The organism is Acinetobacter sp. S-1 (assembly GCF_059579785.1).
Window position 1 is genome coordinate 196,500 of sequence record NZ_CM184207.1, and the last position, 24,308, is coordinate 220,807.

The 24,308-nt window shown below is 39.6% G+C and carries 19 protein-coding genes; 10 read left to right on the forward strand and 9 right to left on the reverse strand.

The annotated features are described in order from the left end of the window. Nucleotides 1-1,113 carry a dimethylsulfone monooxygenase SfnG gene (gene sfnG, locus AC52J8_RS00890; protein ID WP_086399926.1) on the reverse strand — a complete coding sequence of 371 codons (1,113 nt, stop codon included), beginning with the start codon at nt 1,111-1,113 and terminating at the stop codon, nt 1-3. Nucleotides 1,114-1,156: 43 nt separating this feature from the next. After that, nucleotides 1,157-1,894, reverse strand: a complete 738-nt coding sequence (gene msuE / locus AC52J8_RS00895; RefSeq protein ID WP_086399927.1) for an FMN reductase — start codon at nt 1,892-1,894, stop codon at nt 1,157-1,159. Between the two features lie 376 nt (nt 1,895-2,270). Here msuE and AC52J8_RS00900 point away from each other — a divergent pair, with 376 nt between their 5' ends. Further along, complete coding sequence (locus tag AC52J8_RS00900) at nt 2,271-2,921, forward strand: response regulator (protein ID WP_002122041.1); 651 nt, start codon at nt 2,271-2,273, stop codon at nt 2,919-2,921. A gap of 43 nt (nt 2,922-2,964) precedes the next feature. Here AC52J8_RS00900 and AC52J8_RS00905 read toward each other — a convergent pair whose 3' ends face one another. Next, nucleotides 2,965-3,732 (reverse strand): hypothetical protein, encoded by a 768-nt coding sequence (locus tag AC52J8_RS00905; protein WP_046811788.1) that lies wholly within the window; start codon nt 3,730-3,732, stop codon nt 2,965-2,967. 389 nt (nt 3,733-4,121) lie between these two features. Further along, complete coding sequence (locus AC52J8_RS00910) at nt 4,122-7,619, reverse strand: hybrid sensor histidine kinase/response regulator (RefSeq protein ID WP_086399928.1); 3,498 nt, start codon at nt 7,617-7,619, stop codon at nt 4,122-4,124. Nucleotides 7,620-7,800: 181 nt separating this feature from the next. Here AC52J8_RS00910 and AC52J8_RS00915 point away from each other — a divergent pair, with 181 nt between their 5' ends. From AC52J8_RS00915 to AC52J8_RS00930, 4 genes are all read left to right on the forward strand, one after another. Then, nucleotides 7,801-8,133, forward strand: coding sequence for a DUF485 domain-containing protein (locus AC52J8_RS00915; RefSeq protein WP_000372818.1), 333 nt, complete (start codon nt 7,801-7,803; stop codon nt 8,131-8,133). Nucleotide 8,134: 1 nt separating this feature from the next. Continuing rightward, nucleotides 8,135-9,850: a cation acetate symporter gene (locus AC52J8_RS00920; protein WP_005078627.1), complete on the forward strand. Its 1,716-nt coding sequence runs from the start codon at nt 8,135-8,137 to the stop codon at nt 9,848-9,850. Nucleotides 9,851-10,022: 172 nt separating this feature from the next. After that, nucleotides 10,023-10,715 carry an ion channel gene (locus AC52J8_RS00925; protein WP_032004975.1) on the forward strand — a complete coding sequence of 231 codons (693 nt, stop codon included), beginning with the start codon at nt 10,023-10,025 and terminating at the stop codon, nt 10,713-10,715. A 166-nt stretch (nt 10,716-10,881) separates the two neighbouring features. Beyond that, a complete protein-coding gene (locus tag AC52J8_RS00930; RefSeq protein WP_057068964.1) occupies nt 10,882-12,849 on the forward strand; it encodes a glycine betaine transporter in 1,968 nt (655 codons plus the stop codon). A gap of 59 nt (nt 12,850-12,908) precedes the next feature. Here AC52J8_RS00930 and omp33-36 read toward each other — a convergent pair whose 3' ends face one another. After that, on the reverse strand, nt 12,909-13,811 hold the full coding sequence (gene omp33-36, locus AC52J8_RS00935; RefSeq protein WP_002122006.1) for a porin Omp33-36: 903 nt from the start codon (nt 13,809-13,811) through the stop codon (nt 12,909-12,911). 1,010 nt (nt 13,812-14,821) lie between these two features. Between omp33-36 and AC52J8_RS00940 the strand changes: the two genes are divergently transcribed. After that, nucleotides 14,822-16,531, forward strand: a complete 1,710-nt coding sequence (locus tag AC52J8_RS00940) for a GGDEF domain-containing protein (RefSeq protein WP_086399929.1) — start codon at nt 14,822-14,824, stop codon at nt 16,529-16,531. Nucleotides 16,532-16,571: 40 nt separating this feature from the next. Here the strand turns inward: AC52J8_RS00940 and uvrA are convergent, their stop codons facing one another. After that, complete coding sequence (uvrA, locus tag AC52J8_RS00945) at nt 16,572-19,403, reverse strand: excinuclease ABC subunit UvrA (RefSeq protein WP_032004969.1); 2,832 nt, start codon at nt 19,401-19,403, stop codon at nt 16,572-16,574. A 296-nt stretch (nt 19,404-19,699) separates the two neighbouring features. On the opposite strand from uvrA, the gene AC52J8_RS00950 reads away from it, so the two are divergent. From AC52J8_RS00950 to AC52J8_RS00965, 4 genes are all read left to right on the forward strand, one after another. Beyond that, nucleotides 19,700-20,302, forward strand: a complete 603-nt coding sequence (locus AC52J8_RS00950; RefSeq protein ID WP_014207905.1) for a TetR/AcrR family transcriptional regulator — start codon at nt 19,700-19,702, stop codon at nt 20,300-20,302. A gap of 3 nt (nt 20,303-20,305) precedes the next feature. Then, a complete protein-coding gene (locus AC52J8_RS00955; RefSeq protein ID WP_014207904.1) occupies nt 20,306-21,283 on the forward strand; it encodes a zinc-binding dehydrogenase in 978 nt (325 codons plus the stop codon). Nucleotides 21,284-21,348: 65 nt separating this feature from the next. Next, nucleotides 21,349-21,702, forward strand: coding sequence for a DUF1304 domain-containing protein (locus AC52J8_RS00960; RefSeq protein ID WP_086399930.1), 354 nt, complete (start codon nt 21,349-21,351; stop codon nt 21,700-21,702). A 52-nt stretch (nt 21,703-21,754) separates the two neighbouring features. Then, nucleotides 21,755-22,096, forward strand: a complete 342-nt coding sequence (locus AC52J8_RS00965) for a GlpM family protein (protein ID WP_004789991.1) — start codon at nt 21,755-21,757, stop codon at nt 22,094-22,096. Nucleotides 22,097-22,144: 48 nt separating this feature from the next. On the opposite strand, the gene AC52J8_RS00970 is transcribed toward AC52J8_RS00965, so the two are convergent. From AC52J8_RS00970 to tenA, 3 genes are all read right to left on the reverse strand, one after another. Further along, on the reverse strand, nt 22,145-22,945 hold the full coding sequence (locus AC52J8_RS00970; protein WP_086399931.1) for an SDR family NAD(P)-dependent oxidoreductase: 801 nt from the start codon (nt 22,943-22,945) through the stop codon (nt 22,145-22,147). 103 nt (nt 22,946-23,048) lie between these two features. After that, complete coding sequence (locus AC52J8_RS00975) at nt 23,049-23,420, reverse strand: MerR family transcriptional regulator (protein WP_068929809.1); 372 nt, start codon at nt 23,418-23,420, stop codon at nt 23,049-23,051. A 66-nt stretch (nt 23,421-23,486) separates the two neighbouring features. Next, nucleotides 23,487-24,161, reverse strand: a complete 675-nt coding sequence (gene tenA, locus AC52J8_RS00980; protein WP_086399932.1) for a thiaminase II — start codon at nt 24,159-24,161, stop codon at nt 23,487-23,489. Nucleotides 24,162-24,308: the final 147 nt, after the last annotated feature.

The window sequence follows — 24,308 nt, forward strand, 5'->3', positions numbered from 1 at the left end:
TTAGGCTGATTTCGCTTGGATTTCTACCTCCTTTTCCTGTTGAAGTTCTAACTCACGAACGAGTGGTAGAACTTTTTCTCCGAAATATTCCACCTCTTCAATAAAGTGTAAGAATCCGGAAAGAACCAAATCGACACCTACATTTTTAAGCGCCACAATACGCTCTGCAATTTGCTGAGGTGTGCCAATTAAATTGGTTTTAAAGCCATCGTTGTACTGCACTAAATCTTCAAAAGTTGATTTTGCCCAGTTACCTTGTTGCTCTGGAGATGCTGCACCTGCTTCACGAGTTGCATCGCCAAAAGCATTTACGGCTTCAGTGTTGGCTTTATCAATAATTTCTTGAAGTACCGCTTTTGCTTCTTCTTCGGTATCTCGGGCAATAATGAAAGCGTTCACACCAATTTTGACCTGATGGTTATTGGCTTTTGCTTTGATACGAATATCTTCTACTTGTTTTTGAATTTCTTCGACAGTATTGCCGTTAGTGAAATACCAGTCAGATACGCGTGAAGCCATGTCACGTGCAGCACGCGAACTACCTCCTTGAAAAACTTCAATATGAGGTTTTTGCAAAGGCTTTGGTTTAAGTGTGTAGTTTTGGAATTGGTAGTATTTACCATCGAAACTATAGTTATCGGTGGTCCAGATTCCTTTTAGTGTACGAATAAACTCTTCAGAGCGGACATAGCGCTCGTCATGCTCTGGCCATTCCTCACCAATCGCATCAAACTCGCCTCTGAACCAGCCACTCACCACATTAATCGCAATACGGCCTTCAGTTAGATAATCAATTGTCGCGAGCTGTTTAGCTGCAAGTGCCGGTTTCCAAGGGCCGGGCAGAATAGCAGCAATCACCTTAAGCTTTTCAGTTTTTGCCAGTAATGCATGACTGAAACTCACGGATTCATGCTGGTTTTCTGCCCCATAGCCCGCCGTAAAACGAATTTGAGTGAGCGCATATTCAAAACCATTGTTTTCGGCTGCCTGAGCAAGTCGAACATTGTAGTCATAACTCCAGTCTGTACGCTGTTCGATGTTGCTCACAACAAGGCCACCGCTTACATTCGGTACCCAATAAGCAAATTTAATCGGTTGTTGTAATTGCGTCATGGTGCGCTCTCCCATTCGTTATTTTTATTTAGCGATATTGCGCTTAGGCAACATGCGTTAATGATTTACCAGACTTGTGATGCAAACGAGACTCTGCTGCATCAAGGTTTGGTACAGCTGCTGAAGGTAATACTTCTTCTTGCTCAATTTGCTTGTTAATACCAAGTTCTTGATTTGCTTGCTGAGTCTTAGATTTGATTACCTCTGCACGTTTACCTTTTGCTGGTGCCCATTCTAAAATTGGTAATGCACGAGCCACTGCTAGGGTAATACGGTCAGATAGTTGCTCGCTTTTTACCGTATATTCAGGGGTAAAGTCGCGATCTGTTGCATATACGCCAATTGGTAAAGTTTGTGCTTGGAAGAAGCTAAATAATGGACGAAGCTGATGCTCTAGTACTAAAGCATGGCGATCACTACCACCCGATGCTGCTAAAAGTACAGGCACATCGACTAAAGCTGTTTGTTCAACAAAATCGAAGAAATGTTTGAAAAGACCTGTAAAAGAAGCACGGTAAACGGGTGTACCTACAATTAAAGCATCTGCTGCTTCAACTGCTGCAAGATCATCTTGCACGCGCTGTGGAAGTTGGTTGCGATAAAATGCGCCGCCTAATAAAGGCCCGATTTCGCTTAATTTAATAAAGTGAACTTTAATATCGATTGCTTCTGATAATTCATCAAGAATGGCTTGAACCAGACTTTCCGTTTTAGATGGGGTATTTAATCCACCAGAAACAGCAACGATATTTAAAGGTTTTGGTGATGTGATACCAGTCATAATTTGGTTCCTAAGCCTAAAACAAGAGATTGGACTTATTAATCAACAACGACGGTAAACTGTAAAATAACGAAATTGGTCAACCTTATCAGTTTTAAATATAAAAGATAAATAGTGGATTTTTATACTTTGTTTTTCTATTAAGTTGCTGTTTTTATTTTATATAATTATAGGTGATATATTTTTTATAATAAAAAGGAAGCTTATATAAAAAACAGATTAATTTTGATTAAAAGTTAAAAAACATCTCAAAATCTTGGCTAGGTTCTGCATTTATCAACATTTTGCATAAAAATGGATAAGATGAACGTATCTTTCATCTAAATAGTAGGGTTACAATAGGCCATACTTATGCTCAAGATTACTTTAATCGCTTATGAATATTTTAATCGTTGATGATCATCCTTTGTTTCGTCATGCTTTAATTCAAGCAGTACGTTATAGCCTGCCACAGGCACAAATTCATGAAACAGCCTCGGTTGATGAGTTTTATGAGCGTTTGGAAAATGGGGCAGAACCTGATCTAGTATTACTCGATTTAAATTTACCGGGTGCTTCAGGCTTTTCGGCTCTGGTTTATGTAAGAGCACAGTATCCATCTATTCCGATTATTGTGGTTTCTGCACATGAAGAAACTTCAATCATTCAGCGTGCGATCGCTCATGGTGCGATGGGTTATATTCCTAAGTCGGCTCATCCAAGTCATATTGGCGAAGCGATTCGTCAAGTCTTAGAGGGTGATATCTGGTTGCCACCGAACTTGCCATCTAATCTTAACCTTGACCCGAGAGCAGCAGATGAAACTGCTTTAGCTGAACGTATTCAATCATTAACACCTCAGCAATTCCGTGTGTTGATGATGGTTGCGGAAGGTTTGTTAAATAAACAAATCGCATATGAGCTTGATGTTTCAGAAGCAACGATTAAAGCTCACGTAACGGCTATCTTTAGAAAATTAGGTGTGCAAAACCGTACACAAGCCGTATTGGCCATTAGCGCACTCAATATTGAAGATAAGAAAATTTAACAAGAAAAAAGACCTCGATTGAGGTCTTTTTTATGTGTGCTACTTAAGCAAGGCAATCTTGCTTTGGTGTTAGGCTGTCGCAGTACAAAGGATTGAGTGCACATTGCAAATCATCAATTTGATCTTGAGTCACATAGCCTTTCATTTTTAAATATTCAGCTACGCGGTCATCGCGTAGGCTTAAGAAGGCTGCATCATAAACGCCTAAATCAACAAACAAAGCAGCTGTTTCTAGACTGTTGAAGCGATCAAGGAAAATGTCATTGCCATACATTAAGAAGATATGGTCGAGTTTTGCTTTTTCATCAACATGGAGTCGTTCAGCAAGTTGATCGGGGTGCGTTTTAATAAAGAGTAAGTCAGATAATTCATCAAACTGAGTCATATCTAACTGATTCTCGCCGAGTTTGACATGACCAAGCCAAGCTTTGAAAACGAGTACAGCACCGCCACGGAGTAGCATGCTCCAGATTTGATGACGTGTGTCATGGTCAAGATTTTCACTTTCAGCGCTAAGAACTTTTAAAAAGTTTTCTTCTTGTTGAGCCAATTTGTCAAATAAACCTAAACCTTGAGGATGATAAGCCGCAGGTGCAAATACATCAAAATTTAGATCATGAAATACATTAAGTGCAAGGGGGACGGCACACTGATAAATCGTATTTAATGCTTTGATGTGGGCATCATTCAGTTTGCTGTGGGGGAAAATACTTTGCCAATCTAGTTCAGGAAGTAAAGCATTGGCACTGTATTGACGATAAAATTGTTGAGACGAAAGTTGGCCTTGTGGGCTGTTATCAGAAATATTCATGGCAATTGTCCTTTGCATTAATTCGTGAGCAGGGGTGCTTAATATGGAAATGGGTTATAAAAATGACTGTACATTTAAGAAATAGGTTTTGAATATTTATGTGTCAGGAAGAATGCAAGTAGAATGCGACTAAAGTCTTATATGGTTATTTTTGACTAATTATAATTTTAAAAAACAGCAATTTATGAAATTGTAACTAAGTGTACAAGTGTTCACTTACAAAAAAGGTGTGCTTTGCCATAGAAAAAGGGCTATTGGAAAGTTTGGCCAATTATTTAATCAACAAAAGTAGACTTTTTGAGCAGTTCTGCCTATTGGCTTAAATTAGGCCAATAATTTTTGCCAAAAATCTCTCCCAAACTTATTAAAAGGTTTGGGAGAGAAAATATTTAATCTACCTCACTGGCAATTTTAAGTCCCGATAACCATGCTCTTAGAGAAGCTGGCTTAAGCGGTTTTTTGAGTAAAACAATATTCAGTTCTTTCAATTGTTGAGGTAACTCAGGATGAGAGTCAGCAGTAATTAAAGCAACAGGAACATCATGTTGACGATTTTGCAAAATAAAATCGACACCGAGTTGGTTGTTGTTTAAATGCTGATCGATAAGCCAGACTTGAATATTCTCTTTTTGAATAATCTCAAATGCTTGTTCTGGTTCAGTGGCTTTAAAAACTTCGTAGCCCCATCGACCTAATAAGCTACTCATGCCCTCAAGAATTGTTTCATCATTGTCTAAACATAAAATTCGGTAAGCCTTAGTTTTTAAAGGCACTGCTTGTACGGTTGGGGTTATCACTTTTGGAGCTTCTACCACCGGAACCTCAATCATAAAGCAGGAGCCTTTATCGAGTTGCGAATAGACATGGACTGGATAATTCAACAAACCAGTCATACGCTGCACAATAGCAAGACCCAAACCTAAACCTTGCTCACCCCAAGGTGATAAATGCCCACAGCGTTCGAATTCTTGAAATAGTTTAATACGTTGCTCTTCGGCAATTCCGGGTCCTGTATCCCAGACACCAATTCGAATGTGTCCAGGTTTTTGTGCTGAACGTAATACACCAACAATCACTCGGCCTTTGGCTGTATATCGCAAAGCATTACTTACAAAGTTTTGGATAATACGTCGTATCCACTGTGGATCTGTGTCAATCCAGAACGATACATCATGAACTTTGAGTGAAATATTTCGCTGAGCAGCAATCGATTTGAACTGGAGTTCAAGATCGCTTAATAAATCGTGCAGAGGATAAGGCTGTCTTTTTGGTTGTATGGTGCCGCCTTCCAAACGCGCAATATCGAGTAGGGCAGAGAGCATACTTTCTGCGCCATACAGAGCGCGGTCAAGTTGCTGTAGAGTTTGACGGTCTTCTTCGGTCGCAATGCTTTGTTCAAGAACTGTACTAAACAGACGAGCAGCATGCATAGGTTGTAATAAGTCATGACTGGCCGCTGCAATAAATCGGCTTTTTGACATATTGGCCATATCGGCTTGTTCGCGTGCAAGCTGTTGCTCAGTTAAAGCATCGGCAAGTTGTTGGGTTCGGTCTTTTACGCGGGCTTCGAGTATTGCCTCATTCGCACGGAAAGCAGTAATGTCAGCGAACGTAGTCACAAAGCCCCCACCTGAAATAGGATTACCACGCATTTGAATAACGCGTCCGTCTTTACGGATTCGTTCAAATTCATGCGCACTTCCGACTTTCATCCAGTGCAAACGTTTGCGGACGTGTTCTTCGACTGAACCGGGGCCACATTCGCCACGTTCAGCGTTATAACGAATCAGATCGGCAATTGGACAACCCACATAGACTAAATCTTTAGGGTAGCCAAATAGTTTTAAATATTGGTTATTCCAAGCCACCAAACACATGTTTTTATCAACCACACTTACCCCTTGGGTCATGTGGTCAATCATGGTCATCAGCAAGTTTTGATTAAAACGTTGCCATTGCGAGGCTTGGTCTAAAATATTGGCGACTTGGCCTAATGCCAGACCATTATTGATCATTGCTGTAGTGAGCAAAGTACGGGCAGAGGCTGCGCCGATAATGCCAGCTAGATATTGTTCGGTGAATCGCCACCACATGCCATTGGCGATACTATTCGGGTTGAGCGTGAGATGATTTTGTTCACAAAAGTTCTCGAACGCTTGTGTTGTGGGTTGCTCACCCGTAATTCTTTTAGCAAGCGCAAATAAATCGCCTACTTTTAAACGTGCAGCATCGTGCGGTAAATAAGTTAAATCGGTAGAGGTATGCGGTGATGGCAGGGGCTTAGTTTCATAATAAAAAAAGCTTTCTGCCTGAATTTGTTCTGCCACACTTGGGCGGTAAAGTTTAGAAATCCAAATATATAAAACAATATTTAAACCAAGCGACCAAATAACGCCGTGGGTTAAAGGTGCAAATGACTCAAAGCCAAAAAGTGATTCTGGACGTAATGCATTAATTCCCAAAGGGCCAAAAAGCAAAAGACTCTGGGCTGTTTCTTGATAGGCTTCCGGCAAACTACGTAAGATGGTTGGAAATAGTAATGTGTAACTCCACATTAAAAAGCCAACAATAAGACCTGCATAAACGCCTTGGCGACTTCCACCTCGCCAATACAATCCTCCAATCAGTGCAGGAGCGAATTGAGCAACCGCACTAAATGCCAATAAACCAAATACTGAAAGCTGGTTAATATCATTAAAGAAATGGAAGAATAAAAAGCCAAGTAGCATCACCGCGACAATACTGATACGGCGGCTAAATTTAAGAACTTTAGGTAAGTGTTTATCGTGTCGTGAAAGCAACTTGAAGCGCCATAGGGCAGGCATAATCAAGTCATTACTGAGCATGATAGACAGGGCAACAGATGAAACCAGTAACATGCCTGTTGATGCAGAGAACCCACCTAAAAAGGCCAGTAGGGCTAACCACTCTTGGTTATAACTCAATGGTAATGAGAGTACTGCAACATCGGGCACAGTTAGGAATTTTGGTGCTGCATGCAAGGCCCAGCTTGCAATCGGGATAATAGCTAGAATCGTTAAAATGAGATAAGCCGCAAACCATTTACGTGCACCGCGAATGTGCTTTTCATCGCGTAATTCGACAACAGCTACATGAAACTGGCGGGGTAAACAGATAATTGCCAGACCTGCCAATAATGTCTGAATCCAGAAAGTTTCAGGCACCCCAAATAACTGAACTTCTTGGAAGGTTTGGTTTACGTCGGCCGAAACTTGTACTAAGTTCGCGGGTGCTTCAAAAATAAAAAATAAAGCGACACAGATTAGGGCGAATAATTTTACAAAAGATTCAAATGCAACGGCTAACATGAGGCCGCCATGCTGTTCGGTATTCGCGATCTGCCTCGTACCAAAAATCATGGCCAAGATCGCAAGGACACTAGTTAAAAGCAAAACGCTATTGGTAGTCGTATGAATATGAGCATTTTGCTCCAATATGACTGATGTACTTAAGGCAATTGCACGTAACTGTAGGGCCAGGTAGGGAATAATCGCAATAACTGCCAAGATCGTAACCAGCGATGCCAATACGCCGCTTTTACCATAACGCGCAGCAACAAAGTCGGCAATTGAAGAAATTGCGTGGTGTTGACGTACTCGGCCTAAACGTCGCCAGATGTCATAACCAAACCAGACAAATAACAGTGGACCTAAATAAATAGGTAAGAAAATGACGCCTTCTCGGACGGCAGCTCCGGTTGCACCGTAAAATGTCCAAGATGAACAGTAAACACCTAAGGTCAAACTAAACAAGAACATCCGGCCACGTGTACTCAGGCGGCTAGCATGCTTCTCGCCAAAAAAAGCACAAATAAATAAGAGTGCTATATAAAGAGTGAGTACCCCAATAATCAGCCAGCTGTTCATATGACCTACATGATTAAAACCTTGTGCCTATCATACCCCAAGCAGAAACAAAGCTATAAATTGATTAAATTTTAACGACCAAAGTCTAAGTTACGAATTACACGTTATTTTGCTAATTTTAATAATGAGAAACTACTATTAAAAAAGTGACCAAGGTTGGGCACAGGCAAGGAGTTTGGTTATGGATCAGAGCCAAGTAGAACAGATTCTACGCAATCCAAAGTTTCAAAAGATGGTCAAGAAAAAAAGTGCATTAAGCTGGACGCTCACAATCATTATGTTAGTGCTTTATGTGGGCTTTATGCTACTTGTTGGCTACAACAAAGAATTTTTAATGAGTTCATTTAGTGGTGGTGTAACGACATGGGGTATTCCACTAGGCTTAGGAATTATTGTTTTATCTTTCCTACTGTGTGGCGTGTATTCCTATATCGCAAACAATACCCTTGACCAGTTGAGTGAAGAAGCGTTGAAGGAAGTTGAAGCCATCACGCATGAGAAAGGATTACACTAATATGAAATGGAATTCATTAAAAGCGAAAGCCTTATTGGCAGCAGCATCGCTATATTCAACTGTTGCTATGGCAAGCCCTGACTTAGGTGAAGCAGAGCAACAAGCCACTAACTGGCACGCTATCATTATGTTTGTCATCTTTGTTGGTTTCACTTTGTTTATTACTAAGTGGGCGGCAAAACAAACTCAATCAGCACAAGATTTCTATACCGCAGGGGGCGGAATCAGCGGTTTCCAAAACGGATTGGCAATTGCCGGTGACTATATGTCAGCAGCATCTTTCCTTGGTATTTCCGCGATGGTGTTTAGTTCGGGTTTTGATGGCTTACTTTATTCTCTTGGGTTTATGGTAGGTTGGCCAATTGTTTTATTCTTGGTTGCAGAGCGTTTACGTAACCTTGGTAAATACAACCTTTCAGATGTAGTGTCATTCCGTCTTGAAGAAAAACCAGTCCGTACCTTAGCTGCCTTGAGCTCGCTTGTGGTTGTGGCATTCTACTTGATCGCTCAAATGGTAGGAGCGGGGCAGCTCATCAAATTACTATTTGGTTTGAACTACAACATTGCTGTTGTCATCGTTGGTCTATTAATGATGGCATACGTAATTTTTGGTGGCATGCTAGCAACCACATGGGTACAAATCATTAAAGCTGTTATGTTGCTTAGTGGTGCGACTTTCATGGCATTCATGGTAATGAAAGCGGTTGGTTTCAGCTTTAGCAATATGTTCACTCAATCAATTGAAGTATTCAGTAAAGTTCACAGCGTAAGCTTTGAAGAAGCTGCAAAAATTATGGGTCCGGGTAAACTTGCCGCAAACCCGATTGATGCATTGTCTCTTGGCTTGGCACTCATGTTTGGTACAGCGGGTCTTCCACATATTCTTATGCGTTTCTTCACTGTAAAAGATGCAAAAGAAGCGCGTAAATCGGTTGTGGTAGCGACAGGTTTCATTGGTTACTTCTATCTTCTAACTTTCATTATTGGTTTCGGTGCGATCCTTTTCGTATCAAACAACCCTCAATTCCTTGATGTTGCAAAAATGGCAGTATCAGGCAAGCTTGAACTTGTTGGTGGTAACAACATGGCAGCCGTGCATTTAAGTGATGCTTTAGGCGGTGACTTATTCATGGGCTTCATTTCAGCAGTAGCGTTCGCAACGATTCTTGCTGTTGTTGCTGGTTTAACACTTTCAGGTGCATCTGCAATCTCACATGACTTATACGCTAACGTATTCAAGAAAGGTCAAACGACTCCAGCTTCAGAACTTCGTATGTCAAAAATTGCGACACTTGGTTTAGCAATCTTTGCCATGATTTTGGGTATCTTGTTTGAAAAGCAAAACGTAGCATTCATGGTGGGCTTAGCGTTCTCTGTGGCATGTTGTGCAAACTTCCCAATTCTTGTTCTTTCAATGTTCTGGAAAGGTTTAACGACTCGTGGTGCAGTTATCGGTGGTGTGGTTGGTCTTGTAACAGCGGTAGTCCTTATTGTTCTGTCTAAAGCGGTTTGGGTAGATACTTTAAAAATCTCTGATACACCAGTTAACCCATTCAATGGTCCTGCATTATTTGCGATGCCATTGTCATTCCTTTGCTGTTGGTTCTTCTCGGTGACTGACAACTCTGCACGTGCTAAAAAAGAGCGTGCTGCATTCGATGCCCAATATGTTCGTTCAATGACAGGTATTGGTGCTTCTGGTGCATCAGATCACTAAAATCAAAATGGATTAAATATCTATCTCATTAAAAGCCTTGCGGGGCTTTTTTTGTTGATCGGAGACATTAAAGTGAAAGAAGCTCTTTAATAAAGAACAACTTGTTTGTCCTATTTTTTGTACAGTATGATTTCCTATAATTCAAAACATAATGAAAAAGGAAAATAATTAAATGCGATCTATCATGGACTTCTGGGCGAGCTTTCGACTGCTACCTTCTGCATGGTTGCTGCTTGTGCAATTTATCCTACTCATTTTGGCCATGCTCACTTTTCATGATGTATTTTACCGGACCCTAACGTGGGCTTTAGGAGTGCTTGCCCTACTTATTATTGCTAAGGTCATTCGTCAAACCCCAATGTTTACTTTTCTGGGATTAACTTTTGTCAGTGGAGCGATTATATCCTCCGTCTTTATTTTATTAGGCTATAACAATTTAACGATTCAGATTTTTGCCCATAGTTGTGAAGCGCTGGCTTACTTTTCGGCTGCTTACGGTTTATTTCGTTATATGTTTGCTGATCGATATTTAACAAGAGATGAATTATTTGCAGCCGCCGCGGTTTTTACTTTGCTTGCTTGGGGCTTTGCATTCCTCTACAACATTTGTCAGCTATTGATTCCTGCTAGCTTCCAAAATCCAAACAATGTTCATCATTTGCAGACTTGGTTAGATCTACTGTTCCTGAGCTTTAGCTTACAGTCAGCAACAGGTTTATCTGATTTAATGCCGCTTAGTCCACCAGCACGCGTTTTAGCCATGCTACAAATGTTTTGTGGCGTGATGTATCTCGCTTTGATTGTCACACGTTTAATTGCTCTACAGTACATTGCCCATCCAACAAAAAAGGATTCTGACAAATAAAGGAGAAGGTGTTTTAATTTTTTACACCTTTGTAACTGCAATATTATTTAAGTTTATTTAAAGTATTATCGGCTTTCTCTATTGAAAGATTTAACTTTGTTCATTCTGTGAATGTCTTTATTGGCTTTATGCCTGTCACTTTTCATTAAAATAACATGGAGGAGTTATGCCTTCCAAACAACCAGGTTGGTTCGCAAACGTTAATCCTAACGTATTTTTTGGTACGGTCATTATCATTGCTTTGTTCTTGGCAGTTGTGGTGATCGCCCCGAGTTCTTTTGAACTTCTAACGCAGCAATTAAAACAATGGATCACCGATTCATTTAGCTGGTTTTATGTTTTATCTGTAGCCTTCTTTCTCATTTTATTGATTTATATCGCCTGTTCATCAATAGGTCGAATTAAATTAGGACCTGACCATAGTCAGCCTGAATATAATAATGGGTCTTGGTTTGCCATGCTGTTTACAGCAGGGATGGGTATCGGTCTCATGTTCTTCGGGGTTGCCGAACCTGTCATGCATTATGTTAATCCACCAAGTGGAGATGCTCAGACTATTGAGGCAGCACAGCAAGCATTAAGGGTGACCTTCTTCCACTGGGGCTTGCATGCGTGGGCTATTTACGCAGTGGTCGGATTGGCATTGGCTTATTTTGCTTATCGACATAATTTACCGTTAAAGACCCGTTCAGCCCTTTATCCTCTCATTGGTAAGAAGATTTATGGGCCTTGGGGCGACAGCATCGATATATTCGCGACCATTGGTACGGTATTTGGTGTAGCAACTTCTCTAGGGTTTGGCGTTACCCAGATTAACTCGGGTTTACATTATTTGTTCGGTGTCGAGCAAAGCACCCATATTCAAGTATTACTGATTATTTTTGTGAGCATTTTAGCTTCCTTGTCTGTGTTCTTAGGTCTAGATAAAGGGGTTAAACGCTTATCAGAGCTAAACTTAGTCTTAGCCTTAATATTATTAGTTTTTGTTTTTATCGCTGGTCCTAGTATTTATTTACTCCAGACTACTATTCAAAACACTGGGCAATATATCTCTAACCTTTTTACCATGACATTCAATTTATACGCTTATCAGCCGAATGGATGGATTGGTGGTTGGACAATTTTATATTGGGCTTGGTGGATTTCTTGGTCGCCATTTGTGGGTATGTTTATCGCAAGAGTTTCACGTGGTCGTACCATTCGAGAATTTATTGTAGGGGTTCTCCTCATCCCGACAGGCTTTACCATTATCTGGATGGGCTTTTTAGGAAACGCTGCATTATTTAGCATTATTCATGAACATCAAGCCACTCTCATTCAGGCTGTTCAGCAAGACTCATCAGTAGCTCTATTTGAGTTTTTAGGACACTTACCGTGGTCAGGTGTCATGAATATTTTGGCTACCGTTTTAGTCGTTTTATTCTTTGTGACCTCTGCTGACTCAGGGGCACTCGTTACTGACTATCTAACTGCAAAAACTGAAAATTCACCAACTTGGCAGCGTTTGTTCTGGACAGTACTGATGGCTGTACTCGCCATTATTTTATTGTTAGTCGGTGGTTTGGCTGCGCTTCAATCTTCAATCATTATGAGCGCATTGCCATTTACTGTGGTTATGCTGTTCATGAGTTGGGGATTAATAAAAGCATTGCATCTTGATGTCACGAAAATGCAAGCAATTCAGGAAGCTCGAATTACCCCACGTGCCATTCATAATCCAAGAAGCTGGCAACAGCGGCTAGGTTTAATCATGCACTATCCTCATAGTGAAGAAGAGGTTAGAGAATATATCGAAAAACAAGTAGCTCGTGCGTTTGAAAATATCAAACATGAATTTAGACGCCGTCATTTAGAAGTTTCAATTACTCAACTTGAGGATGGGATGCAGCTTCGAGTCGATCATCACAATGAAATTAATTTTATTTATAAAGTTGTTTCACGTGAAACAGTACCACCAAGTTTTTTAATTGGACGTACTGAAGCCGAAGATGGGCAATATTTCCAAGCCGAAGTGTTTTTAAGAGAAGGTGGACAGAACTATGATGTAATGGATTGGACCCAAGAGGATTTGATCCAAGACATTATCGATCAATATGAACGCCATTTATATTTCTTAAATATTGTACGAAGCTAAATTTAGCTGTAAAAAAAGGACTCAATTGAGTCCTTTTTTAATTCGATTTCTAAATTAAATTAGAAACGGAATTTAGCATTTAAGCCGATAGTTTGTGTATCGTAGCTAGACTTTTTAACGTCAGCTTTCATGTACGATGCACCAACTGCTACAGCTGGAGTAATGAAGTAGTTTACGTTACCACCCCAAGCTTGACGGAATTCACCAAGGTCATTGCCTTTGATGTCAGCTGAACCATCGTTACCAACGAAAGAAGCGCCAACGCTTAACTTAGGAGTTAAGTAAAGGTCAGTTTTCAAACCGTATTGGTTTTCTTGACCGAAAGCACCAGCAGCTTCAAAACCAATTGCCATGTTAGTTCCATCGATTGGACCTACATATTTAGCACGAGCTGTAACAGCATCTTGGTCGTCTTGAATCGCAGCAGTTTGGTTCGCAGCAGTGTAGATACCGTTGCTGATGATACCGAAGTTATCTAAAGCGAATTGGTTTGCAACGCTTGTATAACCAACAGTCATTAAGAAGTTAGGTAACAACATAGCACCAACTTCTAATGCATAACGGTCACCGTTGTCATCACGAGAGATAGCGTTTTTACCATCAACATCAGTGTGGTTATAAGTTGCGCTAGCGTATACAGGAAGGTAAGGAGTAGGAACGTAAGCCTCACCTTTAACGCCGTATGTACCAACGTGGTAGTTCAAACCGTTGTTTTGGTCATACTGTTGGTAGCTATAACCTAAAGATACGCTAGAAGCTTGGTTCAAGAAAGCTGCTTCAGCTAAAGGACCCTTAGCGGTATCAACATTTTTTAAATAGAATGTACCAGCAACGTCACCAGTGAAGTTTTTATCGTTTGCAGTTGTGTCAACATATTCAGATTGACCTTGAACTTCAAATTGATAAGCATGAGCACCGGTCATGGCTAATAATACAGCAGTGGCTAAACCAAGTTTTTTCATAATCATTTCCAGCATTAACAAGAGATAAAGCTGGGGTCATTGTATTGTAACAATTTATGAAGTCAATAATCTAGAAAAGGTAATGTTAAAGATATTTGACACTTATGTTAAAATTGGTGAAAAACTAATCAAATGAAAAGTGGTTTGTCAACCTGATAAAAAAATGAACATTTACAATAAGCTAATAATTATATTTCATTAAGAATTAAGAAGTAAATGTTAAAAAGATATTACAATTGTGATTGAAAAAATAGATTGCATTAATCGGTTTTAACATTAACAAAAATATAGCTGTGTTTACAATGTGAATAAAAAACCGCCATTTTATTATCAAATTCGTTTTATTTTGAGGAATAGTTAACAATATTTGGATTCGTTTAACTAAAAAATTTAACTATTCTTAATTATTATATAAGTGAATAAAATAAAAGAAATCTCTATTTTAAGTTGAAAAAACGATTAAAATTTTAATCCTGATTAATTTAATCAACTTTACAAAGGTAGAGGTAAATCACATAATTCGATTGCAAAGTTCACTGCCTAACGTTTTTTAGGATTTAAAGTGCTTGCCCAGATACGATGTGTAGAACACATCAGATTTTACGAGCTCAGCTTTCCCCAAGGTTGAGCTTTTTTTTATCTGTAAGAAAATCTAAAAATTAAAATAAGAGTTATGTGAATTTTATTGAAAAAATGAGAGGCCAAAAAGAGCCCAGCTTAAAGCTGGGCAGTGGATGCTGGGAGAGGCATCCAAGAGGACAAGTAAATACTGTTTTTACTATCATGATTAAAAATCTTTAATCTGTAAAATAGAGTTTTTTTATAAAAAGCATTCAATTTTTCGATTCATTTTGTTATTTAAGCTGACAAAATTTAGGGATCGTATAATTATTAAAAAAGAAATGAAGGGGTTAATGATGAAATTTTAGTTATTAAAATGCTAGGATGGATTTAAGCCTAATTTATATCGTATTAAAAATGGCAGGACATTTACGGAGTACCAGCTAGAAATGTCAGGATTACGTTCAGAGCATATTAGTAATCGACTGTTCTTTTTTATGCTGGTTATTATTTTATCCTTATTATTCATGGCAGTACCTCTTATTGTGGGAAGCTATCAGGATTATATAAAAACTAGACAAGCCCTAGCTGAAATAAAAAGTTTAAGAGCAGTAGCCGATATTGCCTATAAAGTTTCTAAGGAACGTGCTCCTGCTAATAAAATGATGTCGAGTGGTCCTCATGATTTAGTAAAAAATCAGCAAGAACTAAAAAAGTTTCGTTTAATCGTTGATGCGCAAATTGATACAAGCATTTTAATTTTAAAACAAGCTGGTTATGTTTCCTTAGCCAATGAGCTACAAACTAATTTTAAAGGAAATCTTAGACAAGCCCGACGTGTCGTTGATTATTACGGTGAAACTCCATATGCAGCCAGAACTTCTGTTCAACTGGATAATGCCATTTTAGGAATGTTTGGCGCATGGGATAACTGTAGAGAAATACTACAAAAACTAATGTTGCAGTTAAAAAGTAAAGACAGCCGTATTTCTAATTACTTTACGCTTATTATCGTTCTAACTGATATGCGTGATCAGGCTGGGCGTATGGCCTCTAACATTATTGCTCCTGTGAGCTTTAATGAAGAGATTCCAAGTAATAATCGTGCACGTTCATTACAAACTCAACACCAAGCTAGATATTTATGGATTTTGGTCGATACCTTACAGCCTGAACAGGCAAAAACTCCAGAATACCGCCGGTTATATTCCCGAGTGAAAACAGAGTTTATAGATCAGGGTATTCCGATTGTAGAAAGGCTATTAGAAGAAAACCAAAAGAGTGAACCATATTTTTTAAGTGGTACACAGTTAACCGAAGCAATTGTAGGTAAATTTACCACTGTGGTTGATTTGCAGAGTTATATTCTTAATGAGAGTGTAGTCATTGCCACTCAAGAAAATACAATTGCTCGAAATGGTTTCTTTTTAACTTTATTTATTTCTCTAATTTCTTTGGCCACAGCATTACTTACTCTGATATATGCGCAAAGACGAGTATTTTCGCCTTTAATTAAAGCGAGAACTTTAATTTTAGATTTATCGCATAGTTCTGATCATTGTAAAGATGAGATGAATGTCACCACTAAAGGTGAATTTTTTTCTCTATTTGAAGCAATTGACCGATTACAACGTATGTTGCAACAACGCGACGCTTTTGAATTTCAGTTAAAGAATATTGCCAATACTGATCCACTCACCGGAGTCTCCAATCGTTTAGCTTTATCTGAATATTTAAAAATTGTTGAAAGTTACCCTCAAAAATTTACGCAAACCTGTTTAATGATTATTGATATTGATCGTTTTAAACAGGTGAACGACCAATATGGGCATATTGTAGGTGATCGCGTCATTGTCAGTATTGCCGAGCAATTAAAGCAAAATATTCGAAGTTCGGATTTAATTGTTCGTTATGGGGGTGATGAATTTTTAATATTGCTAGAGCAAGTACAATTTGTAGATGCTCGTCTTTTAGCAGAGAAAATTCGGATTGCGATTTCTTTAGAAGAAATTTGTTTATCTGGTTCAGAAGAAAAATTACATGTGTCAGTCAGTATTGGTTTTGCCATAGGCGCGGCGAATTGGATAGAGCTTTTAGAGAAAGCTGACCGTTCGCTATTAAGAGCTAAAGCCCGAGGACGAAATGCAGTTGAGGGATAAAAAAGCCGGAAATAAATTCCGGCTTTTTTTATTCAATAAATTATTTCAACATCGGTTTTAAGAAACGACCTGTATGTGAAATTTCAACCTCAGCCACTTGTTCAGGTGTGCCTTCGGCAATGATCATACCACCGCCCGAACCACCTTCTGGACCTAAGTCAACAACCCAGTCGGCTGTTTTAATCACATCAAGGTTATGTTCAATCACCACAATGGTATTACCCTTGTTACGTAGCTCATGCAAAATATCGAGTAACTTGGCAATATCATGGAAATGTAGACCTGTTGTTGGTTCATCCAAGATATATAAAGTTTTACCCGTATCTCGTTTTGCTAACTCACGCGCAAGTTTTACACGTTGCGCTTCACCACCCGATAAGGTCGTAGCAGCTTGACCTAAACGAATATAGCCTAAGCCCACCTGAGTTAAGGTTTCTAAGCGGCGGTGGATGACTGGAATGGCACTAAAGAACTCAGCAGCATCTTCGACAGTCATTTCTAGAACATCAGAAATGTTTTTGCCTTTATAGCCCACTTCAAGCGTTTCACGGTTATAACGTTTGCCATGACATGCATCGCAAGGCACATACATGTCTGGTAAGAAGTGCATTGCGACTTTAATCATGCCGTCGCCTTCACACGCTTCGCAGCGTCCACCTTTTACGTTAAACGAGAAACGACCCGCACTATAACCACGAGCTTTCGCTTCTGGTGTTTGAGCAAATAATTCACGGATTGGCGTAAATAACCCTGTATAAGTTGCAGGGTTAGAACGTGGCGTGCGTCCAATTGGGCTTTGGTCAATATCAACAACTTTATCTAAATGTTGAAGTCCATCAATCGAGTCAAACTTTTCAGCGGTTAACGTTGTTGCACCGTTGAGTTGTGTAGCTGCCAATGGAAGCAAAGTACGGTTGATTAGTGTTGACTTACCTGAACCTGAAACGCCAGTCACACAAGTCATAATGCCGAGCGGAATCGTTAAGTCGACATTTTTTAAGTTATGACCAGCTGCACCTGAAAGTTTGATGACTTCATCTGGACGTGGTGATTCAGTACGTTTTTTTGGCACTTCAATTTTGAGTTTGCCAGAAAGATACTGTCCTGTAAGAGAATCAGCATGTTTAGCCAACTCATCATAAGTACCTTCAGCAATAATCACACCGCCGTGTACACCAGCGCCTGGACCGATATCAATAATATGGTCAGCAGCACGGATTGCATCTTCATCGTGTTCAACAACTAATACTGTGTTGCCTAAATCACGTAAGCGAATCAGGGTTTGTAATAAACGGTCGTTATCGCGTTGATGTAGACCAATTGATGGTTCATCGAGCACATACATGACGCCCATTAAACCTGCACCAATTTGTGAGGCTAAACGGATACGCTGTGCTTCACCACCAGATAAGGTTTCTGCAGAGCGAGCCAGACTTAAATAATTCAGTCCAACACTCACCAAGAAATGTAAACGCTCTCGAATCTCTTTAAAGATTTTATCTGCGATTTCGCCTTTAGCACCTTCAAGGTTTAAGCCTTGATAGTAACTTTCAGCATCACCAATCGACATGCGGGTAATGTCAGCAATGGTTTTGTCTTTCACACGAACATGACGTGAAATTTCATTGAGACGTGAACCATCACATGCATCACACGCTGCATTAGAGAGATATTGAGCTAAATCATCTCGTACATAGTTACTTTCAGTTTCACGGTAACGACGTTCAAGGTGCGGCAAAATTCCTTCAAATGGTTGCACGCGAGTATGTTTACGGCCACGTTCGTCGATATAGCTTAAATCGACTTTTTCTTTACCTGTACCTTGTAAGAATTTCTTTTGTGTATCTTTATCTAACTGATTCCAAGGTGTATCAAGTTGAAAACCAAAATGATCGGCAACTTTTTGCAGCATCGAATAATAATATGGACGCTGACGATCCCAACCACGGATAGCACCTTCACTAATCGCAAGGTCAGGATTTGGAATGAGCTTTTCAGAACTAAAATGACTGCGTGTACCTAAACCATCACAAACAGGGCAGGCACCAAACGGGTTGTTAAATGAAAACAAACGTGGCTCAAGCTCTGCGACTGCGCGATCACATTCAGGACATGAGTGCTTTGCAGAAAAAACACGATCAGGATGTTCGCCATTCATCCACGATAAAACAGCAATATCGCCACCTAAACGTAGTGCGGTTTCAAATGATTCGGCAATACGGTTACCTAAGTCTTCACGTACTTTGAAGCGGTCGACTACAACTTCGATGGTATGTTTTTTCTTTTTGTCGAGTTCTGGTGGTGTATCAATATCAATGATTTCGCCATCCACACGGGCACGAACAAAACCTTGGCCTTGTAGTTGTTCGAACAGGTTACTGTACTCACCTTTACGCTCACGAACCACTGGGGCAAGCAACATAAGTGCTGTGCCTTCTTCAAGCGTTTTTACCGCATCGACCATTTCAGAAACAGTTTGCGCAACCATCGGCAAGTCGTGTTCAGGGCAGTAGGGCGTGCCAACACGTGCATAAAGCAAACGCAAATAGTCATAAATTTCGGTAATCGTACCGACGGTTGAACGTGGGTTATGGCTGGTAGATTTTTGCTCAATGGCAATCGCTGGTGATAAACCCTCAATCGAGTCGACTTCAGGCTTTTCCATTTGCGATAAAAACTGGCGGGCATAGGCCGAAAGTGATTCGACGTAACGGCGTTGTCCTTCGGCGTATAGGGTATCGAAGGCAAGAGAAGATTTTCCTGAACCTGATAACCCCGTAATTACCACAAATTTGTCGCGTGGAATATCGAGAGACACATTTTTTAAATTATGGGTACGTGCGCCTCGAATACGGATATGACTTTGGCTCATAAAACATCTCAATTATATATTGATGAAAATTTAGGTGCTGATTGCTTAGTCGCAGAGAGGTGTGACTGGTTATAAACAACAGACCCTATATATGATAACGATTTAAAATTGTTCAAGTGGTACAAAATGATTTAAAGCGACAAATTGTGACGGTTAAACGACAATCGACAAAATTTGTTTAAATAAGCAGGTTGTATTTTTAACATTCCTTACTTCAGATTTCTACTCTAGACAAAATTAAACCAGCAACATAACTTTACTAGACGACTGGTCTAATAGTTGTTTATGATGTGTGCATGAAACGATTAAATAAAAGTGAAACCACACGACAACACATTTTAGATACGAGCTTTGAGCTGGTACTACGTAAAGGTTTTGTCGGTGTTGGTTTGCAAGAGATCTTAAAAGCTTGTGACGTACCCAAAGGTTCGTTCTATCACTACTTTGCTTCGAAAGAGGCGTTCGGCTGCGCGCTGTTAGAGCAATATATGGCTGATTATAAAGTTCGTATGGAACAACTTTGGCAACGCAGTGAGCAAAGTGCCCATGCTCGTTTAATGGCCTTATGGCAGGCATGGATTGATGATCCCGTAAACGGTAGTTGGGCTGAGAATTGCTTGATTGTGAAGTTGGCGGCAGAGGTTTCTGACTTGTCAGAAGACATGCGTCAAATTCTCAATGATGGCGTGCACAAACTAACGCAACGTTTGGCTTTGCTACTCAAAGAAGGGCAACAAGAAGGATCAATTCCAAAACATATTGAGCCTTTAAAAACTGCGCAAGTCATGTATCAGTTATGGTTAGGTGCTGCTTTACTCACAAAATTGTCGCAAGACAAAGCACATCTATATTTAGCCTTAGAAACTACCCAACAACTCATAAAACCGATAGAGGAATAAAGAATGCGAAGTATTATCCATCGTAATTTTGGCGAACCTGTAGACGTTTTAGAGCAGGCGGATATGCCAAAGCCAGAACCAAAAGCAGGCGAAGTGCGTATTAAAACTATCATGTCTCCAATTCATAATCATGATGTATGGACAGTACGCGGAAGCTATGGTTACAAGCCAACTTTACCTGCGATTGGTGGTAGTGAAGGCGTTGGTATTGTAGATGCGTTGGGCGAAGGCGTTACTCATGTGCAGGTAGGGCAGCGTATTGCAGTGGCAGCTGTGCATGGCAGTTGGGCTGAGTACTTTATTGCGCCTGCTCATGGGATTATTCCACTCAATAATGAAATTGATGATGAAACAGCAGCACAGCTGATTGGTATGCCAATTAGTGCCCTCATGCTACTCGACTTTGTTAACGTTCAACCGGGTCAATGGCTCATTCAAAACACAGCGAATGGTGCAGTAGGTAAAACAGTTGCCATGATTGCTCAGGCACGTGGTTTACCTGTCATTAATCTGGTCCGTCGTACTGATGCGATTGCAGAGATGCAAGCACTAGGTATTCAGCATGTTGTTGCGACTGATCAGCCAAACTGGAAAGAGCAAGTTAAACAGATTCACGGCGACCAACCTCTTATTGCTGGTGTGGACTCGATTGGAGGAACCGCAAGTGGCGAAATGCTGAATTTACTCAGTGAAAATAGTTTGCTCGTTTCGTTCGGTAGTATGACTGGCGAAACCATGCAGATTTCATCGGGTGATTTGATTTTTAAACAAGCGACAGTAAAAGGTTTCTGGGCGAGTGTAGTTAACAAAGAAATGCCTACCGAACGCAAAAAAGAACTCATTGTTGAGTTATTAACGTTAGCAACTCAGAAAAAATTAATTCTGCCTGTAGAAGGTGTATTTAGTTTTGATGAGATTAAAACTGCCGCTCAAAGAGCAACGCAAGGTGCTCGTCAAGGCAAAGTGTTGTTAAAACCGTAACACATTAAAAGATCAGTCGAGAGACTGATCTTTTTTCATATCTTTAAAATAAAAAGGAAAATTGTATGATCGGACAAATTTTAATTGCACTTATCGCAATATTACATGTCTATATTTTAGTGTTAGAGATGTTTTTGTGGGAAAAACCCTATGGCATGAAAGCCTTTGGAAATAATGCAGAAAAAGCAAAACTCACCAAAGTGATGGCACAAAACCAAGGTCTTTATAATGGCTTTTTAGCGGCGGGGTTATTCTGGTCTTTATTGGTAGATGCACCATTTGCCACATCACTTGCCAATTTCTTTTTAGGCTGTGTACTCATTGCCGGTATTTATGGCGGTCTGACTGCCAGCAAAAAGATTATTTATATTCAAGCAGTTCCTGCTTTAATTGCTTTGGTCGCTGTTAATTTTCTTTAAAAAGCGCAAAATACAGCGTTTTGAAATGGAAATGACCAGATAGGATCAGCGCATGTGGGCGTTATTTTTAAAGTGTATGTTGGGGGCTGGGGTTGTCCTCATTATTTCGATTTTATCGAAAAGTAAGGCATTTTATATTGCAGGTTTAGTCCCACTTTTTCCTACCTTTGCTTTGATTGCTCACGTGATTGTTTATCAGCAAAAAGGAGCCGAGGCATTACAAAAAACGGCTCTGTTTGGTCTATGGTCACTTATTCCTTATGCCATTTATTTAGTTGCTGTTTATGTGCTGGCAACACGCATGTCGATGTGGTCTTGTCTAGGACTGGCAACGCTATGTTGGGTTGTGGCTGCGGCAGGTTTGATTTATGGCTGGCAGTTATTTCAACATTAAAAGATTAAGGAAAACTCCTTAATCTTTTAAATCGAACCATTTTTATGGTTACTCAACAACACGAGTTCTGAGCATGCCTTCAACTAAATTGATCATTTTTTTGCGGGAAAGAATTCGAGGCAATTGAGACGTCAAATAGTTGCTACATCCCACCACAACCGTTGATTTATTCTTATCTAATGCTTTAACTGTTGCAGACACAACGTCATCTACCGTAGAGCTTTTCATACCACTCGTATCGGCATTTGCGACCTGAGTAAAATTGGTTTGGGTGTTGCCCGGACAAACCGCCAGAAATTTAACTCCTGAAGAGCCGTATTCTCCTGCAAGAGCCTCAGTAAATTGCAATACATAAGATTTAGTTGCCCCATACACAGCAATATAAGGCAGAGGTTGGAACGCACCTGTAGATGAAATATTAATCATGATGCCTTTTTTGTTCGCAAGCATGTGGGGTAAAAATAAATAACATAAAGACGTTACACTGCTAATGTTAAGCGTGATCATTTCTTGATAGGTAGATACAGATTGATCTAGAAATTTAGTCCATTTACCAAATCCTGCGTTGTTAATTAAAATCTCTACCGTTAATTTTCTCGCCTGCACTTCATCAAATAAGCTTTGAGCTGAATTGGGTTGAGCTAAATCTAAAACGATCACCTCAACATTCACGTTATATTTTTTGCTAAGTTCATCGGCTAAATCAGTCAGCTTCTGTTCAGAGCGTGCCGTTAAAATCAGGTGAATTCCTAAAGATGCAAGTTCTTGAGCATAGGCTTTGCCTATTCCTGAAGATGCGCCTGTGATTAATGCTGTTGAATTTTTAAGTGTAGAAAGGTGAGTGCTCATTTTATTGGTCCGTAATAAAAGAAGCTATTACCATAAACCTTGTCCCTAAGGGCAGAGTCAAGCACTCATTTTGAAAGCTATTTTTAGATTTTAATAAACTGTTTTAAGCAGAAATCTTATTGGTAATATAAGTTTGAATAATCTCATCTTCTAGTTGTTTTAAATCTTTTTGCAAACGGCTTAAATCTTCTTTCTGCTCAATAATTTGTTGGTTCTTTTTCTGAATAAGCTGCTGTGCAATTTCTACAGGAAAACGATTATTTTTATATTTTAAAGCTGACAGGTCATAAAGCTCGGAAAGGCTAAATCCAACAGCTTGTGCAAGGCGAATCATCTTAACCGATTGAACATCAATCGCTTCATAAATACGATAATTACCTTTTCTTTTTGCGACTGGTAGTAAGCCTAATTTCTCATAATGCCGAATGGCCTTAGGAGTGGCTCCAGTCAAAGCCGCTAATTCGCCGATATACATATCTGTCTCGCATTTTATTGAAAATCGATCAGACTATTAAGTGCACTGACCGATTCTTTTGAAGTTTTAAATCTGATCTAAACCTAACCACTGTCTTTGATGGTAGGCGCTATCCCAAAACAACCATTCAAGTTTTGCACCCATTGTGTATGCAGCATGCATTTTATCTAAAGTATCTCCATCACAACGTGCGGCAACTTTATCTACTGTGGCAATTACATTACGAACGGCAGTATGGAACTCTTCGCCTGCATAGGTATCAATCCATGCTTGGTAAGGGTTATTTGGAATTGATTTATTTACAATGTCTTTACCGACTTCGGCATAAATCCAGAAGCAAGGTAAAAGCGCAGCAAGTACAACGGGGTAGCTTTCAGACCAAGCAGTTGCTGTTAAAAATGAAGTGTAGTGGTGGCCTGCCAAAGTTAATGGTGTATTTTTAAATTCTTCTTTGGTTACTCCAAAGTTTTTCATGAAGTCATCATGCAAGCTACGTTCAACCACAATTGCAATTTTAGCTGCATCTGAAAATTGCATAATATCGTCAGCCTCAAAGGCCTTTGCTGCTGCAACAGCAAGCACACGACCATAGGCCACTAAATATTGAGCATCTTGAATAACATAATGACAAAAAGCTTCTTTATCTAAAGTACCGTTAGCAAGTTCCTGATTAAAAGGCAGGTCGAGAATTTTTTGATATAAATTTAAATTGCGTTGCCAAAGTTCTTGAGAAAAAAGCATAAAAACATTCCATTTAAATTAAGACAGCTGAACCAGATTTTAAATCAATTTTAAAATACAAAAATAATAATGATAGATATATCGAAAGAAAATATTTAATACGATTAATGAGTTAATTAAATATTGTAAATTTCTTTATTAAACAGA

Excerpts from the sequence above, each read along its gene's own strand:
- sfnG (WP_086399926.1), bottom strand. The coding sequence starts at position 1,113 with ATGACGCAATTACAACAACCGATTAAATTTGCTTATTGGGTACCGAAT.
- msuE (WP_086399927.1), bottom strand. The coding sequence starts at position 1,894 with ATGACTGGTATCACATCACCAAAACCTTTAAATATCGTTGCTGTTTCT.
- AC52J8_RS00900 (WP_002122041.1), top strand. The coding sequence starts at position 2,271 with ATGAATATTTTAATCGTTGATGATCATCCTTTGTTTCGTCATGCTTTA.
- AC52J8_RS00905 (WP_046811788.1), bottom strand. The coding sequence starts at position 3,732 with ATGAATATTTCTGATAACAGCCCACAAGGCCAACTTTCGTCTCAACAA.
- AC52J8_RS00910 (WP_086399928.1), bottom strand. The coding sequence starts at position 7,619 with ATGAACAGCTGGCTGATTATTGGGGTACTCACTCTTTATATAGCACTC.
- AC52J8_RS00915 (WP_000372818.1), top strand. The coding sequence starts at position 7,801 with ATGGATCAGAGCCAAGTAGAACAGATTCTACGCAATCCAAAGTTTCAA.
- AC52J8_RS00920 (WP_005078627.1), top strand. The coding sequence starts at position 8,135 with ATGAAATGGAATTCATTAAAAGCGAAAGCCTTATTGGCAGCAGCATCG.
- AC52J8_RS00925 (WP_032004975.1), top strand. The coding sequence starts at position 10,023 with ATGCGATCTATCATGGACTTCTGGGCGAGCTTTCGACTGCTACCTTCT.
- AC52J8_RS00930 (WP_057068964.1), top strand. The coding sequence starts at position 10,882 with ATGCCTTCCAAACAACCAGGTTGGTTCGCAAACGTTAATCCTAACGTA.
- omp33-36 (WP_002122006.1), bottom strand. The coding sequence starts at position 13,811 with ATGAAAAAACTTGGTTTAGCCACTGCTGTATTATTAGCCATGACCGGT.
- AC52J8_RS00940 (WP_086399929.1), top strand. The coding sequence starts at position 14,822 with ATGTCAGGATTACGTTCAGAGCATATTAGTAATCGACTGTTCTTTTTT.
- uvrA (WP_032004969.1), bottom strand. The coding sequence starts at position 19,403 with ATGAGCCAAAGTCATATCCGTATTCGAGGCGCACGTACCCATAATTTA.
- AC52J8_RS00950 (WP_014207905.1), top strand. The coding sequence starts at position 19,700 with ATGAAACGATTAAATAAAAGTGAAACCACACGACAACACATTTTAGAT.
- AC52J8_RS00955 (WP_014207904.1), top strand. The coding sequence starts at position 20,306 with ATGCGAAGTATTATCCATCGTAATTTTGGCGAACCTGTAGACGTTTTA.
- AC52J8_RS00960 (WP_086399930.1), top strand. The coding sequence starts at position 21,349 with ATGATCGGACAAATTTTAATTGCACTTATCGCAATATTACATGTCTAT.
- AC52J8_RS00965 (WP_004789991.1), top strand. The coding sequence starts at position 21,755 with ATGTGGGCGTTATTTTTAAAGTGTATGTTGGGGGCTGGGGTTGTCCTC.
- AC52J8_RS00970 (WP_086399931.1), bottom strand. The coding sequence starts at position 22,945 with ATGAGCACTCACCTTTCTACACTTAAAAATTCAACAGCATTAATCACA.
- AC52J8_RS00975 (WP_068929809.1), bottom strand. The coding sequence starts at position 23,420 with ATGTATATCGGCGAATTAGCGGCTTTGACTGGAGCCACTCCTAAGGCC.
- tenA (WP_086399932.1), bottom strand. The coding sequence starts at position 24,161 with ATGCTTTTTTCTCAAGAACTTTGGCAACGCAATTTAAATTTATATCAA.